10 protein-coding genes are annotated in these 15,860 nt (G+C 73.2%); 3 read left to right on the top strand and 7 right to left on the bottom strand.

Annotation, left to right across the window (positions count from 1 at the left end; translation table 11 throughout):
- The first annotated feature begins 16 nt into the window (after positions 1-16).
- Positions 17-2,086 carry a glycosyltransferase family 2 protein gene (locus tag AC0VYD_RS19215; protein ID WP_475476857.1) on the top strand — a complete coding sequence of 690 codons (2,070 nt, stop codon included), beginning with the start codon at positions 17-19 and terminating at the stop codon, positions 2,084-2,086.
- Positions 2,083-3,738, top strand: a complete 1,656-nt coding sequence (locus AC0VYD_RS19210; RefSeq protein ID WP_475476856.1) for a glycosyltransferase family 2 protein — start codon at positions 2,083-2,085, stop codon at positions 3,736-3,738. The genes AC0VYD_RS19215 and AC0VYD_RS19210 overlap by 4 nt, the downstream gene beginning before the upstream one ends.
- 97 nt (positions 3,739-3,835) lie before the next feature.
- Here the strand turns inward: AC0VYD_RS19210 and AC0VYD_RS19205 are convergent, their stop codons facing one another.
- From AC0VYD_RS19205 to AC0VYD_RS19190, 4 genes are all read right to left on the bottom strand, one after another.
- Entirely contained in the window at positions 3,836-4,291 is a 456-nt protein-coding gene (locus AC0VYD_RS19205) for a MaoC family dehydratase (protein WP_475480311.1), read from the bottom strand.
- Between the two features lie 104 nt (positions 4,292-4,395).
- Positions 4,396-5,523: an enolase C-terminal domain-like protein gene (locus AC0VYD_RS19200; protein WP_475476855.1), complete on the bottom strand. Its 1,128-nt coding sequence runs from the start codon at positions 5,521-5,523 to the stop codon at positions 4,396-4,398.
- A 291-nt stretch (positions 5,524-5,814) separates the two neighbouring features.
- The gene (ald, locus tag AC0VYD_RS19195) at positions 5,815-6,933 is read right to left on the bottom strand and encodes an alanine dehydrogenase (protein WP_452542131.1); all 1,119 of its coding nucleotides are present in this window, start codon (positions 6,931-6,933) and stop codon (positions 5,815-5,817) included.
- A gap of 156 nt (positions 6,934-7,089) precedes the next feature.
- The gene (locus AC0VYD_RS19190; RefSeq protein ID WP_475476854.1) at positions 7,090-8,376 is read right to left on the bottom strand and encodes a dihydroorotase; all 1,287 of its coding nucleotides are present in this window, start codon (positions 8,374-8,376) and stop codon (positions 7,090-7,092) included.
- Between the two features lie 409 nt (positions 8,377-8,785).
- On the opposite strand from AC0VYD_RS19190, the gene AC0VYD_RS19185 reads away from it, so the two are divergent.
- Positions 8,786-10,978 carry a bifunctional copper resistance protein CopD/cytochrome c oxidase assembly protein gene (locus AC0VYD_RS19185; RefSeq protein WP_475476853.1) on the top strand — a complete coding sequence of 731 codons (2,193 nt, stop codon included), beginning with the start codon at positions 8,786-8,788 and terminating at the stop codon, positions 10,976-10,978.
- A 208-nt stretch (positions 10,979-11,186) separates the two neighbouring features.
- On the opposite strand, the gene AC0VYD_RS19180 is transcribed toward AC0VYD_RS19185, so the two are convergent.
- The 3 genes from AC0VYD_RS19180 to AC0VYD_RS19170 form a co-directional block, all read right to left on the bottom strand.
- Positions 11,187-11,615 carry a hypothetical protein gene (locus AC0VYD_RS19180; protein ID WP_473038621.1) on the bottom strand — a complete coding sequence of 143 codons (429 nt, stop codon included), beginning with the start codon at positions 11,613-11,615 and terminating at the stop codon, positions 11,187-11,189.
- Positions 11,616-11,700: 85 nt separating this feature from the next.
- Positions 11,701-14,691 (bottom strand): AAA family ATPase, encoded by a 2,991-nt coding sequence (locus AC0VYD_RS19175; RefSeq protein WP_475476852.1) that lies wholly within the window; start codon positions 14,689-14,691, stop codon positions 11,701-11,703.
- Positions 14,691-15,848, bottom strand: a complete 1,158-nt coding sequence (locus tag AC0VYD_RS19170; protein ID WP_475476851.1) for an exonuclease SbcCD subunit D — start codon at positions 15,846-15,848, stop codon at positions 14,691-14,693. Before AC0VYD_RS19170 ends, AC0VYD_RS19175 begins: the two co-directional genes overlap by 1 nt.
- Between the last annotated feature and the right edge of the window lie 12 nt (positions 15,849-15,860).

Below are 15,860 nucleotides of genomic sequence, written 5' to 3'. Positions count from 1 at the left end.
CACCCGAGGTCGCCCGATGATCACCTCCGTCGTCCGCCAGGCCCTGCGTACCCGCGGTGACGAGCCCGCCATCCTGTGCCACACGGGGGACCACCGGACCACCCGCAGAGAACTCTCCGGGTTCCGGCTGCGGACGACCGACCGGCTGCTCGACCTGGACACCCACCGCCTCGGCGACCCGGTGGAGGTGCCGGGGGTGGGCGGTGAGGGCGAGGCGGAGGCGGTCGGTCTGCTCGCGGTGGTCGCCGCCAGCCTCACCGACCTGCGCCGCTGCCTGACCACCGCCACCCTTCTGCCGCCCGCCGTGCACCTGGTCGTGGCGGTCGCCGACACCCCCGGCAACCAGGGGCCGCTGGTCCCGGCCCCGCCCGGGATCGACGAGTGGCACGGACTCCAGGAGCTGAGGGTCCGCCGGGTCGGCCAACGCGGGTGGTTGTGCGAGCTGTACTTCCCCAACTCGGTCGAGACCGCGGCCGCCCTCGACCACGTGCTCAGCGGTACCGGGGGGCGCAGACGCGGACCCCGGAGCGTACCCCTGGGGGCCGTCCACGGCCGGGAGGGGGCCCTCTGGCGGTCCGGCGACGTCTCCGCCACCGGGGTCACCGCCACCGGCCCCGTCCCGTTGCGCCGGGTAACCCCCGTCGCCGACCTGGTCCTACGGGTCGATGACGGCAGCGGACTGCCCGAGTGGCAGGACCCGGCCGTGGCTCACCTGGACGCGGCCACCACCGGCTCCGGTTCCTGGGAGTCCCTGACCTCGGACGACGCCCCGGCGGTGTCCGTTCCGGGTGCGCGCCCCGGGGCCTCGGAGACCGGCCGCCCCCCGGTCGGGGTCAACGAACCCGACCCCGTCACCACCATCGCGCCCATCGACGAACGCGCCGTCAACCCCTGTGGTTTCACCAAGAAGGCCGGCGGTCCCATGGGGGACCTCACCGTCCGAGGCGGGAAAGCCGTGGTGCGGGAGGGGCAGAAGGTCCTGTTCGCCGTCCCGGACGACGGCACCGTCACCGATCTCGACATCGGCCACACCCGCTACCTGCGCGGGATCCGCGTGGACTGGTCCGGGCACAGCGGACCCGCCGCCGCGGTACGGGCCGTGGCCTCCCTCGCCGCCGGGGGCGTCCCCCTGGTCAGCGGTTCCGTCCCTGCCTGGGCGTCGGGCCTGGGCACGGAACTCGCCTCCCTGCTCGTCTCGGTGTCGGCGGCGGACCTGCGCGACCCGCTCACCCGCGAGGAACACAGCGTCCGGCTGCGCCGCGCCGCTCTGCGCACCCACGGCCAGATCGCCCGCTGGCGGGAACTCGCGGCCCGCGCCGGGATCCCGGTGCCGCCCGAACCCCGGATGACGGTGATGCTGTGCACCCGCCGACCGGAGATGGTCGGGTTCGCGCTCGCCCAGATCGCCCGCCAACGGGGCGTCCGCTTCGAGGTGGTGCTGGCCCTGCACGGTTTCCCCGCCTCGCTGCCGCAGGTGCGGTCGGCGATCGGCGCCTTCGCCGCCACGGGGGTGCAGATCACCGTGTACGAGGCGCCCGCCGACCAGATCTTCGGAGCGGTGCTCAACGAGGCCGCTGACCGCGCCTCGGGCACCGTCATCGCCAAGTGGGACGACGACGACTGGTACGGCCCCGACCACCTCGCCGACATGGCGCTCGCCCGCACCTACTCGGGCGCGGACCTGGTGGGCATCACCCAGGACCTGGTCTACCTGGAGGAGCTGGACCTGACCGTGTGGCAGAGCTACAAGTCCGAGAAGCCCTCCCCGGACGTGGTCGGCAGCACCATCGTCATCGACCGCTCGGTCCTGGAGGAAGTGGGCGGGTTCCGGCCGCTGCCGCGGGCGATCGACAGCCAACTGCTCTTCGCGGTGCGCCGCAACGGCGGCCGGATCTACCGCACCCACGGCCTGGGGTATCTGCTGCGCCGGGCGGGCCAGGGCCACACCTGGGCCGCGGACCTGGGCTACTTCCTGCGCAGGAACACCAAACAGTGGTCCGGGTGGCGCCCCAGCGCGCTGCTGGAGGGCGCGGTCGAACCGCTGGGGGCCGCCCGGACCGTCGAGTACTCGGGAGGACACCGGTGACCACCTCAGACAACGCCCCGGCGCGGGAGGCGGAACGGGCCGGGACGCAGCAGCACGCCAGGGGGGAGCCCGGCTCGGGCCGGCCCCGTGTCGTCCGCAACGACTACTCGTCCCTGAACCCGCCGCCGCTGGGGGAGTGGACGCCGACCCTGTCGGTGAGCGTGGTGATCCCGGCCCACGGCCACCAGGACAAGCTCGACCTGGTCCTGGCCGCGCTGGCCGCGCAGACCTATCCGAGCCACCTCGTGGAGGTGGTCGTGGTGGACGACGGTTCACCCGAACCGCTCACCCTGCCCCGGGTCCGCCCGGACAACACCCTTCTGATCCCCTCCGCCCCCGGTGGCTGGGGGTCGGCGCACGCGGTCAACACCGGGGTGGCCGCGTCCTCGGGGAGGGTGGTGCTGCGCCTGGACGCCGACATGCTGGTGTACGGCGACCACGTGGAGTCCCAGATGCGCTGGCACCACCTGGCGGACTACGTCGTGGTGATGGGCCACAAGATGTTCGTGGACTTCGACCCGGACGCCATGACCCCCAAACACGTGTTCTCCGAGGTGCGCGAGGGCCGTGCGGACCAGCTCTTCGACCGGGAGGGCGCCGACCCGCACTGGGTGGAGTCCTTCATCAAACGCAAGGACGCACTGCGCTCCGCCCACCACGAGGCCTACAAGGTGTTCGTCGGCGCCACCGGTTCCCTGCACCGGGAGCTCTACGACGAGGCCGGCGGGATGGACGGGGAGATGGTCCTGGGCGGCGACAGCGAGTTCGGCTACCGGGTCGCCCAGCAGGGCGCGGTGTTCGTCCCGGACCTGGACACCAGCAGCTGGCACCTGGGCCGGTCCCAGATGCAGACCCAACGTGACGCGGGGACCCGCTTCCGGATGCCCTATGTCTCCAACCGGGTGCCCGAGTTCCACCTGCGCCGCAAACGCCCCGACCGCCAGTGGGAGGTCCCCCACGTGGAGGTGGTCGTGGACGTCGAGGGCCGCACCCTGGAGGAGGTCGACGCCACCGCCTCGGCCCTGCTGGCCGGTTCCACCCCGGACCTGCGCCTGTGGCTGCGCGGCCCCTGGTCGCGGTTGACCGGGGAGCGGCGTCCGGTGCTGGAGGAGGAACTGCTGGACCTGCGGCTGGTCCGTGAGACCTTCCGCGGCGACCCGCGGGTCCGCTTCACCGAACCCGCCCCGGAACCGGACCCGTGGGTGCCCTTCCGGCTGTACCTGGGCGCGGGGCCGACCCCGACCCGGGACGCGCTGGCCGAACTGGTCCAGCTCGCGGACCGGACCCACGCCGGCCTGCTGTGTGCGCCTCTGCCGGGGAGCACCCGGGCCGCGGAGGGCGCGCTCAGGTTGGAGCGCACCGCCGCCTACGCGCGGGCCCGCCGCCTGGAGCCCGAGGCCGTCGGACGGGACCTGGACCGGGTGGTGGAGGAGCTCTTCGGGCTGCACTGGGCACCCGCGACCGGGATCGTCGCGGGGCCGGAGGAGGACCGGGAAGCGAAGAGCGAGAGCGTCGAGCAGTTGCGCGCCCAGCTCGCCCAGGCCCAGGCCAGGGGGGACCGTATGCGCCGCCGGGCGGAGCGGGCCGAACGCAAACTGCGCTGGTTCACCCCGGACCTGTTCCGACGGGCGCTGCGCAGGCTGGCCCGCTGAGGAAGGGCCGGGAAGGGACCCCGGGGGCGGGGCCGAGTCGCCACGACTCCGCCCCCGGCAGGGCCGGTCCGGCGGGGTGTACCGCCGTCGGGTCCCGTCAGGGGATCCAGAGCCCGAGGCTCTCGGCGATCAGGGCGGGGCGCTCCTGGCCCTCGATCTCCACGGTGTGCGAGGTGGTGACCAGGTAGCCCTTGGGGGTTTCCTTCACCTCGGCGAGCTGCACGGCGTCGCGCACCCGCGAGCCCACCGTGACCGGCTGCAGGAAGCGCACCTTGTTGAGGCCGTAGTTGATGGACATCTGGGGCTTCTTCGTCAGGGAGAAGATGCTCTGCGAGAAGTGGGCCAGCAGCGACAGGGAGAGGAACCCGTGCGCGATGGTGGCGCCGAAGGGGCCCTCGGCAGCCCGTTCCGCGTCCAGGTGGATCCACTGGTGGTCGTTGGTCGCGTCGGCGAACTTGTCGATGCGGCTCTGGTCGATGGTCAGCCAGTCGGTGTGTCCCAGGTGTTCACCCTGGGCGGCGATGACCTCTTGGACGTCGGCGAATACGCGCACCACGCCTCCACGTTCGATAGGGGTCCGGCTCGCTCCGGCCTCGGCGGCCGGTGCGCTCCGGGGAACGGACGGTGATGCGAGCCACCTTACCTAACGGTGTTCGGTTAAGTGGTGGCGGGGCCGGGGTCCCCGGCCGTCCGCGTATCCAGCACCACGGTCCGCGAGGTGTACCCGGACAGCACCGCACGGTCCACGTCGTGCCCCAGGCCGCTCTCGGCCAGCGGCACCGGGACCACCCCGTCGTGCGCGCGCACCGGAGGAACCACCAGGTCGCGGCCTCGTCCTCCGGCCCCCGGCATCTCCACCGGCAGGCTCGCCCCGGACAGGGAGGCCAGCGCGACCGTGGCCGCCCGGCCCACACCGGTCAGCGCCGAGGAACCGCACCACACCTGCCAGCCGGCGTCGACCGCCCGGTCCACCGCCCGCCGGGCGGCGGTCAGCCCGCCCAGGCGCACAGGATCCACGTTCACCGCCCGACCGGCCTCGGCCCCGACCGCCTCGCGCAGGTCCTCAACACAGGACAGCGACCGGTACAGCGCCACGGGGGTGCGCAACTCGGCCGAGAGCCGGGAGTACGCGGCCAGGTCATCGGGGGCGAAGGGATCCTCGATCGCCAACAACCCCATGGCGTCCAGAACACGCAGCGCGTCCAGGTCGGCGGGGGACTCGGTGTAGCGTCCGCCCGCGTCCACCTGGAGGACGAGGAACGGGAAACTGGCCTGTACGGCCCGGACCACGTCGGCGTCCCAGCCCGGTTCGACCTCCAGCCTGATCCGCCGGAAACCCGCGCCGACCTGGCGGTTCACCTCCGTGACCACCGACTCCAGGGTCACCTGCCTCGGCAGGGTCACCCCCGCCGTGAGCGCGGTGCGCTCCCCGCCCAGCGAGTGCGCCAGCGGGGTGGCGCGCTGGCGGCTCCACAGGTCCCAGCAGGCGGTGTCGAGCGCACCCACCAGGGCCGGGTCCCAGGGAAGGTCGGCGAAGGCCCCGGCCACCTCGGTGGGACGGCGCCACTCGTGCGCCAGCAGGGCGGGCGCGAAGTCACGGGAGAGGGACTCCCACTGCTGCGGGGTCGCCCGGGGCACCTCGCCCCAGCCGCTCACCCGGCCGTCGGACACCCGGACCAGTACCGGAACGGCCCGGTCGGCACCGCGCCCGGCCAGTGAGGGCCGCAACCGCACCAGTTCGACCTCGACGAGCCGGGTCACCGTTACCGCTCCGGTGTGTGTCACTGCTGCCCCACCTCATGTGTTCGGAACCCGGTCACGGGCCCGACGCACGGAGGGCCCACGTCTCGACGGTACCCGCGGCCGACCCGGCCGAACACCCCGTCCGCAGGGGGTAGTTCCGTTCGGGCGCCCAGGTGGGAGGGGCTTCGGGCGTGGGGGCAGCGGTTCGCCCGGCTCCGCTGACGGGGTCGCTCACGCCGACGGGCCGCCCCCGGACGGAGCCCGACGATGTGTGCGTGAGCCGGGGCGGCGGGGGTCCGTCCTGCGGACCCCCGCCGCCCCGGTGGGCCGAACCTAGGAGGCGAGCACCTCGGAGAGCTCCCGGTGCTTCATGCCGTGGGCCTCGGCGACCGGCGAGTAGACCAGGTCACCGTCGTGGGTGTTGAGGCCCTCCGCCAGGGAGGCGTCGTCCCGCAGGGCCTGCTTCCAGCCCTTCTCCGCCAGGGCCACCGTGTACCGCAGCGTGTCCTTGGTGAGGGCGTGCGTGGAGGTGTTCGGCACGGCGCCCGGCATGTTGGCGACGCAGTAGAACACCGTGTCGTGCACGGTGAAGGTCGGGTCGTCGTGGGTGGTCGGGCGCGAGTCCTCGAAGCAGCCGCCCTGGTCGATCGCGATGTCCACGAGCACCGCACCCGGGCGCATCCGGGAGACGAGTTCGTTCGAGATGAGCTTGGGGGCCTTGGCGCCGGGGACCAGGACCGCGCCGATCACCATGTCCGACTCCAGGACGGACAGCTCCAGCTCGAAGGCGTTCGACACGACCGTCTTGACCTGGCCCCGGTACAGGGAGTCCACGTGGCGGAGCTTGTTGACGTTCAGGTCGAGCACGGTCACGTCCGCGCCCATACCCACCGCGATCTGGGTCGCGTTCAGTCCGGACACGCCCGCGCCGACCACGGTGACGCGTGCCGGGCGCACACCCGGGACACCGCCCATCAGGACGCCGCGGCCCCCGTTGGGGCGCTGCAGCGTCACCGAACCGACCTGCGTGGCCAGCCGTCCGGCCACCTCGGACATGGGGGCGAGCAGGGGCAGCGAGCCGTCGGGCAGCTGCACCGTCTCGTAGGCGATGCCGGTGACCCTCCGCTCCAGCAGTGCGTCCGTGCACTCGCGGGAGGCCGCCAGGTGCAGGTACGTGAACAGGGTCTGGCCTTCGCGCATGCGGTGGTACTCGTCCGGGACGGGCTCCTTGACCTTGAGGACGAGGTCCCCGGCGGCCCACACCTCGTCGGCGGTGTCCAGGATGCCAGCGCCCGCCGCCTCGTACTCCTCGTTCGTGATGGAGGAGCCCAGGCCCGCGTCGCGTTCGACGAAGACCTCATGACCCCGGCGGGTCAGCTCGTGGACACCCGCAGGGGTGATCGCCACCCGGTACTCGTGGTTCTTGATCTCACGGGGCACGCCGATGCGCACGGTTCCTCCAACTGGTATCGCCATCGATACCTTCCACTGTGACCTGCGAAGGCACATCCGCGCCATCGCCAATGTGCATGGCTGTTCGTTGCCATGTTGACAGGGTGTAAGCCCGTAGTGTGCGGTGTGACACGGGGTCGCCCGGGTGGATCCCGATCAGCCCCGCGGTCCCCCCGCCCCCGCCTGTTCCGCCGTGCCCGCCTGTTCCGCCGTGCCTGCCCGATCCGCCGGAACCACCCGCGTCGGCCGTCCCGCCACCCACACCCGCTCCACCCGCCCGGTCAACCGCATCCCGGCGTAGGGGCCGGGGTCGCTCGTAGGGACCGTCTGCGTCACCTGGTCCCCGAAGGCCACCAGGTCGGCGTCGAAGCCCTCCCGGATCCGGCCCCGACCGCCCAACCCCAACAGGTCCGCGGGGGCCCGGGAGGTCCACCGCGCCAGGTCGGACAGGGACAGGCCGCGTTTGCGCGCCGCCGTCCACAGCGCGGACAGGCTCCATTCCAGGGTGTACAGGCCGATCGCGGGCAGGTGGCCCGAACCGACGGTCAGGATCGCCGAGCCCGGTTCCAGCAGTGCGCTCCACAGCGCCTTCCGGTTGGCGTCGGAGCGCAGCGGCGGACGGCAGGCCCGCGTCGGCGACTCCGGGCCCGGGTACTCGGAGGGCAGGCACAGGTAGTGCGGACAGGTGTGCGCGGTCAGGCCCACCCCCACCGCGCCGGCCGCGGCCAGCAGGGCCGCGCACTCCGCGGCGGTGAAGGGAGCCACGTGGGTGCGCGCGCCCACCACACGCGCCGCCGCGATCACCCGCTCCAGACCCCTGCGTTCGGCCCGGGGCGGCCGCTGCTCCGCCACCACCGGCGGGGCCCCCAGTTCCCGGGCGTCCTCGGCGTGTACCACCAGCAGGGCGTTCAGGGCGGCGATCTCGGCCATGGCCTTGCGTAGCTGGGCGTCCTCCAGCGCCGCCATGTCGGGGGCGCCCCCGTCCGACAGCGACCCCTGGAAGGCCACCACCCCTCCGGCGTGCATGTCGGCCAGGTCCAGCGGCCCCGTCCCCCTCGTCACCCCGCCGAGGAAGGCCACCGGGACCGCGGTGCCCGCCGCCGCGCGCTGGTGGAGTTGGAGGGAGTCGGCGCAGGTGATGGCGGGCCGCCCCGGGGCGGGGGAGGCCACCACACAGGTCACCCCGCCGCGCAGCGCGGCCTCGCCCGCCCGCAGGTAGGACTCCCGGAGTTCCCGGCCGGGCACGTGCACACCGGTGCCCAGGTCGATCGCGCCGGGCAGCAGGGCCGTCTCGCCGAGGTCCACGACCTCGTGCGCGCTCAGCTCGGCGGCGTAGGGCCGGACCGCCTCGATCCGGCCGTCCCGGATTCCCACACAGGCGGGCCTGGTCCCCTCGGGGACCACCGTCCTGCGTGAGCGGATGACACTGTCGAACTCGGGCATCGCCCTCCCCCTTCGTGCGCTGTCGTGCGTTCGTGGTGCTGTGCGGCCGTGCGAGGGGACACGGCGACGAGGAGTGACGGCACGAGAGGGCGGTCCGCGGCCTCGGACGGGAGGTCGAGCGTATCGCGAAGGCCGCGCCGGGAAGGGGGAAACGTCACTTCCCGTCCGGACCCGCGGGGGATCCCCACCGCCGTACGGGCGGGGTCCGTATGTCCGTGCACGGCTCCGGGAAAAGGGGGGAGGGCGATCAGGCCCAAGTCCGACACTGTGTAGTAAACGGTTTAACCTTGGTCCAGGTGTTCCTCCGTGCACGGCCCCTGCCGGACCCCGACCGGACAGCAGCGGGACGGCCACCACGGCCGAGGGCGCTGAACTGCCAGTTGACCGAACCTCGACGACGGAGTGGCGCGTGGCTCCTCCCGCACAGAAAAACACATCCCCCCTCAAGGAGTACCTGGACAAGGCCCCGGGCACGCCCGCCTTCGCCGTGCTGGCGGTACTCGCCGGGCTGTTGTGCGCGACCGCCCTGGGCGCCACACTCATCCTGGGCGGATCAGTCTTCGCCCAGGTCATCCCGGGCCTGCCCGACGCCGGCGAGGCGGTCCGCTGGGGCCTGCCCGTCGCGAAGACGGTGATGGACGCCGCCGCGGTCCTGACCATCGGCCTCCTGCTCATGGCGGTCGTCCTCCTCGCCTCGAAGAAGGGGCACCTGTCCCCGCAGGCCGCCGGTTACGTGCGCGGCGCCACCTGGACCGCCCTGGTCTGGGCCCTGGGCGCCGTGGCCACCCTGTACTTCCAGGCCTCGGAGTTCCTCGCCAAGCCCATGGGCGAGGTGACGGTCGACGAGGTCACCGCCTACGCCGGATCGGTCTCCAGCGGCATCTCCCTGATGTTCGTCGTCCTCATCACGACGGGCATCGCACTGTTCGGCCGTACGGCCACCACCGCGACCGGAGGGCTCTGGCTCCTGGTCGCGTCCCTGGTCGCGGTCACGCCCCCCGCACTGACCGGCCACTCCGCCTCCTCCGGATCCCACGAACTGGCCGTCACCGGGCTGGCCCTGCACCTGGTCTCCATCTGCGCGTGGGTGGGCGGACTGGTGGCGCTCACCTATCACGCCATGCGCGCGGACGCCCAGGAGCCGCAGACCGCCGCCCACCGCTTCAGCCGTCTGGCCCTGTGGGCCTACGTCGGGGTGGCGATCAGCGGCGCGGCCAGCGCCCTGGCCCGCCTGTACTCGTTGGACGACCTGTTCGGTACCGAGTACGGCCTCATCATCGTCGTGAAGATCGTCCTCTTCGGGATCCTCGGTGTCTTCGGCTACGCCCACCGCCGGTGGGTCGTGGCCCGGATCGGACAGGCCCCCCGGGGCAGTGCCGGCCACGCCTTCCGCCGCTGGCTCTTCCTGCTGCTGGCCGGGGCCGAGGTCCTCATCATGGCCGCCGTCATCGGCGTCTCGGTGGGACTGGGCCGCACCGCGCCGCCCCCGCCGCTGGAGAGCACCGTCGACCCGGCCGCCGTCATCCTGGGCTTCCCGATCCCCCCCGCCATGAGCGTGGAGAACCTCCTGACCCTGTGGCGTCCGGACCTGTTCTTCATCATGTTCGCGGCGGTCTCGGGAGCCCTGTACCTGGGCGGCGTGTACCGGTTGGTCAAGCGGGGCGACAGCTGGCCGGTCGGCCGCACCGTCGCCTTCCTCCTGGGCCTGCTGACCATCGTCGCGGTCCAGCTCAGCGGGTTCGCGACCTACGCGATGATCATGTTCTCCATGCACATGATCCAGCACATGGTGCTGGCCATGCTCACCCCGATCCTCCTCGTTCTGGGCGCTCCGGCCACGCTGGCGCTGCGTGCGCTCCGGCCCGCCGAGAAGCGCGGCGACCGGGGGCCCCGCGAATGGCTCAACGCGTTCCTGAACAGCCGTTTCTCCCAGGTCGTGACCCATCCGGCGGTAGCCGCCCCGATCTTCGTGTTCAGCCCCTACGCGCTGTACTTCACCCCGCTGTTCCCCACGCTCATGAACGACCACCTCGGTCACCTGTTCATGGGGGTGCACTTCCTGGTCTCGGGCTTCCTCTTCTACTGGGTCATCGTCGGGATCGACCCGGCTCCGCGGAAGGTCCCCTTCCTGCTGCGCATCCTGCTGCTGCTGGTGGCGATGGGGTTCCACGCCTTCTTCGGCATCGCGATCATGGAGCAGGCCACGCCGATGGCCATGCAGTACTACGGCCAGTTCGACATCCCCTGGATGACCGACCAGGCCGCCGACCAGTACGCGGGCGGCGGTGTCGCCTGGGCGCTGGGCGAGATCCCCACGGTCCTGGTGATGCTGGCGCTGGTGGTGCAGTGGTCGCGTGACGACGAGCGCCAGGAGCGCCGCAGGGAACGGCACAGCCGTCGCGGCGGGTCCGACGACGCCGACATGGACGCCTACAACGCCTACCTGGCCGAGCTCGACCGCCGCTCGCGCGAGGGGGCGCCGGCCGGAACCGGGGGCGCCGCGACCGCCACGGCCGAGGCGCCCCAGGAGGCCGGGGACCCCGAGGAGACGGACGCGTCCGAGGGCTCCGGGGGAGCCGGCGACCCGTCCGTCAGGGACTGACCAGTCACCCGGACGTACAGGGGGTGCCCGGCCGGGCACCCCCTGCCGCCGTCCTGCGGCGGGGCCGTCCGCCGAGGTGGAGCTCCGGATCACTGTTGGCGGCCGCCTGCGCGACCGCCGACCGGGCAGGGCCCGGGACGAAACCGCCGAGAGTGCTCGGGCGTCCCGGCATCCGGGGCCGGAAGCGGTCACGGGGGCAGGGGCGGGATCAGACGACGAACGCCATCACACCCGTCACGAGCAGTCCCACACCGAGGCAGACGACCAGTCCGCCGAGCAGAACCGAGGCCGAGGGCCTGAGGTCGGTCAGGCCGGGCCGCCCGCTCACCATGGCCTGGCGCCGGGCCAGGACCGGCAGCAGGGCGACGTTGACGGCGTACATGAGGGCGGCCACCACGGTCGCGTTGACCAGACCCGCCCAGAAACCGCCGCCGCCGGCCATCACGTTCAGCGCGGACAGGGCCGGGAGCACCACCAACAGCACCACCGAGGCGCCACCGAAGGCGGTGAGCAGCCGGGGCGAGCTCCCACGGGCACTCCCGGAGACCACGAGGAGTAGACCGATGAGGGCCGCCACCATGATGGCGCCCCCGATTCCGAACACGGCGATGTTGACCAGCGAATTCACGCTGGTCATTGTCGCACCGCCCCGCCGGTGCGCCAATCCGGGGTGTCCTTGGCGTTTTCGGAACCGGGCCCCGGAGTGCGGCCCGCGGCCGCGGTCAGCCGTGGTGCCTCACCCGGGAGCCGCCGGAGTCCTTGACCACCTGGAGCCGTGTGGTCACACGTTGGCGCAGGTCGGCGACGTGACTGACCACACCGACCGCTCGTCCGCCGTCCCGAAGCCGGTCCAGCACGTCCAGGACCTCCTCCAGGGTGTCCTCGTCCAGCGTCCCGAAACCCTCGTCCACGAACAGGGTGTCGATCTCGGTGCCGCCCGCCTCGGCGGTGGCGACGTCGCCCAGGCCCAGGGCCAGGGCCAGCGAACTGAAGAAGGTCTCCCCGCCCGACAGGGTGGCCGGGTCGCGTTCCGCACCCGTCCAGGCGTCCAGCACCCGCATCCCGAGCCCGCCGGCGGAACGGGCCCTGCCGTCCCCGGCGGCCTTGTCCACCGTGTACCGCAGCTCGTACCGGCCGTCCGACATCGTCAGCAGCCGCTGGTTGGCCGCCTCCACCACCTGCTCCAGTCGGGCCGCCAGCACGTAGGCGGACAACCGCACGCTGTCGGTGTTGTCCGCGGAAGTTCCCGCCGCGAGGGCGCTCAGACCCTGCGCCACCGCGTAACGGCGCAGCACCGGTTCCGAACCCGACAACTGTTCGCCGAGGTCGTCGCGCAGCGCCGCGAGCCGCCGGGCCCGCTCGGCGAGCAGGCCCTGCCAGGCCACCGCACGGTCCGCGAACCCCGTGGCCTCCTCCACCGCGGCCTCCAGAGCCGCCAGGTCCGGGGCCGGTTCGGCCCCGGCCGCCACCAGTTCGGGGTCGGCCAGCTGCGCCTCGACCGCGGCCAGCCCGTCGTCGAACTCCCGGGCCCGGTCCCGTCTGGCGCGGCGGTCGCGCTCGTCCAGGTACGCCCCGACCACCTCGGCCTCGTCCGCGAAACGCGCCTCGGCCAACTGCCGTTCCACCTCGGCGGCGGCGGTGCGCAGCTCATCGGCGGCCCGGTCGCGCTGGTCGACCGCCTCCGCAGCCCCGAGCAGCTCCTCGGCCTCCCCGCGCAGTCGGGCGATGCGCTCGTCCAGCCCGGCGTCCCGGCCCCGGGCCTGGTCCAGCAGTTCGGTCAGCCGCCGGTGCTCCTTGGCACCCTCGTCCCGGCGGGCGGCCAACTCGCTCTCCTCGCGCGCCAGCTCCCCCTCCTGGTTCCGTGCCCGTTCCAGATCCCCGGTGACCTGGGCCAACTCCTCCTCCAACCGGGGCGCCTCCCGGGCGGCGGCGCGCGCCTCGGCGAGTTCGCGCTCGCGGGCGTCCACCTCCGCGGCCGCGGCGGACACCGTGCGGCCCTCGGCGCGCTCCGCGGCGGCCGTGTGCCGTCCCCGTAGCTTCTCCAGGAAGTTCTCCGCCTCGGTGCGTCGCGCGGCAGTGCTCTCCTCGGCACTCCGGGCGGCCTGTTCCTCCTCGTCCGTGACCAGGCCCTCCGCACTGGGCCGGGCGGGGGAGGGGTGCTCGGCGGCCCCGCACACCGCGCAGGGCTCCCCGTCGACCAGTTCGCCGGCGAGCTCGGCCGCCATCTGCCTGATCCGGCGCCCCCACAACTCCTGGGCCCGGTCCCGGGCGGCCTGGGCGGTGTCGACCGCCCGCCGCCGACCCTCCTCGGCCCGCTCCAGCTCGCTGCCGAGCCGTTCGTGCTCCACGGCCGCGCCGTGCCGTCGCCTGGCCAGCTCCAGGGCGGCCCCGGCGGCGTCGGCCAGCCCGGCCTGCTCGCGTACCCGGCGCAGTTCCCCGGTGACCTTCTCCACCCGGGCCGGCAGGGCGCCCACGCGTTCGCGCGCCCGGACGGCCTCGGCACGCACCGAGGCGATCCGCCGGTCCCACCCGCCCAGTTCCCGGTGCAGGGCGCGGCGGCGCTCGGCGTCACCGCGCAGCAGGTCCAGCCGGGCGAGTTCGTCGCGACGGGACCGTTCGACCGAGCGCAGTGCCGCGGGGGAACCGGGCCCGCTCAGGGCGGTGGCGCCGACGTCGGGCAGGTCGCCCACCAGGGACAGCCGGTCGGTGACGGCCAGCTCGGCCTTGTCCAGCTCGGTGCGGCGGTGGTCGCGGGCGCGCAGGAACGGCAGTACGGGGTCGGCCCGCTCCGCGGCGGCCAGCTGCTCGTTGATCCCGGCCCGCCACTGGCGGTCCCCCGTCATCAGTGTGTGGCGTTCCCGGGCGGCGGCCAGACGTTCCTGGCGGCTCCGCAGCTCGCGTCCGGCGGTGAGGGCCTCCCGGGCACGGTCGCGGGCGCCGGTGAACCCCGCGGTCACCGCCTCGGCGTCGCCGGCGGTGGCGGTGAACACCGAGGCCAGTTCGGCGGCCCAGGCGGTGAGTTCTTCGGGGGCCTCCGGGGCGGTGGTCCGGCTGACCTCCGCGATACGCCCGGCGACGGCGCGCACCCGCTCGTCGGCGGCGCGCACCTCGCGCTCCAGTTTCCTGGCGTGTCCGCCGAACCACTCCTCCACGTCCCGGAAGACCCGGGTGTTGAAGATCCGCTCCAGGGACTTGCGACGGTCGTCGGACTTGGCCCGCAGGAACCGGGCGAAGTCCCCCTGGGGCAGCATGACGATCTGACAGAACTGGGTGAGGGTGAGCCCGAGGAGGTCGCCGACGAACTGCCCGGCCTCGTCCGGGCGGGTGGTCACCCCTTCCCAGCGGTCCTCCCGCCAGTCGTAGACGCGTACCTTCTGGTTCTCGGTGACCGTCCCGGATCCGCGCTTCTTGGGGCGTTCCCAGCGCGGGTTGCGTTCGATCCGGACGCGGCGGCCCTGGACGGTGAACTCCAGCGTCACCTCGGGTTTGAGCCCGGGCGGCGCGTGGTCGCTCCTGGGCGAGCGGTCCTTGCCGCGCGCTCCGGGCACGTCACCGTACAGCGCGAAGCAGACCGCGTCCAGCACGGAGGTCTTACCGGCACCGGTGGGGCCGTGGATCAGGAAGAGCCCGCCCGCGCCGAGCCGGTCGAAGTCGACCGTCTCGGTCCCGGCGAAGGGCCCCAGGGCCGTCATGGTGAGGGTGTGCAGACGCATCAGCGTGTCCCTTCCTGGACGCGTACCTCTTCGACCGCACGGTCCATCAGCTCACGCTCGGCGGGGGTGGCGGCGGTGCCCCGCGCCCACTCGACGAAGTCGGCGACCACCTCGCGTTCGGGGCGTTCGGCGATCGCTGCGGTGACCGGCCGCCGGTCGGGTTCTCCGCCCTGCGGGTCGAACTCCAGCATCAGGGTGTGCGGGAAGCGTTCGCGCAGCCGATCCATGGGCTGGGCCGGGCGGCGCGGGTCGGTGAGGGTGACCTGGAGCCAGTGGCCCGTGTAGCGCGCCCACTCCGGGCCGGTGAGGAGCTGGTCGATCCGGCCCCGGATCCGGGCGAGCGGTCGGGGGACGGGCGCGTCGGCGAACTCGGCGCCGGCGAACCCGTCGGCGTCCAGATCCACCACCCAGTAGCCCTTGCGGTGGTGCTCCTCGGAGAAGGAGTAGGCCAGCGGGCTGCCCGGGTAGCGCACCGTGGGCGTGATGGTCTGGCGTCCGTGCAGGTGTCCCAGGGCCACGTAGTCCACGCCGTCGTAGACCGAGGCGGGCACGTGGGAGGCGCCGCCCACGGAGATGTCGCGTTCGCTGTCGGAGGCCTCTCCGCCGGTGACGAAGGCGTGGGAGAGCACCACGGACCGGGTGTCCGGGCGCTGGGCCAGGTCGGCCCGGACCAGGTCCATGGCGTGCCCGACAGCCGCGGGGTGGCCCCGTTCGGCCAGGCCCCAGTGGTGGCGGGCGATCTCGGGTTCCAGGTAGGGGATGCCGTAGAAGGCCACCGGGCCGTGCTCGTCGTCGATGACCACGGGGCTGCCGATCCCGTCCAGGGAGCTGCGCAGGTGTACCCCGGAGGCGTCGATGAGGCCGGTGGCGAAGGACATCCGGGCCATGGAGTCGTGGTTTCCGCTGATCAGGACCGCCCGGGCGCCGGTGGCCCGGATCCGGCCGAGCGCACGGTCGAACAGGCGCACCGCGTCGACCGGCGGCAGGGCGCGGTCGTAGAGGTCCCCGGCGACCACCACCACGTCGATCCGTTCGGTGTGGATGGTGTCGACGAGGTGGTCGAGGAACTCGGCCTGGGCGTCGATGAGGTTCTCCCGGTGGAAGGAACGGCCCAGGTGCCAGTCCGATGTGTGCAGCAGGCGCATGGGACTGGACATTACCGAAGACCG

This window comes from Nocardiopsis sp. iso_40 (assembly GCF_056173285.1).
This window is presented reverse-complemented; position numbering and strand designations above follow the sequence as displayed.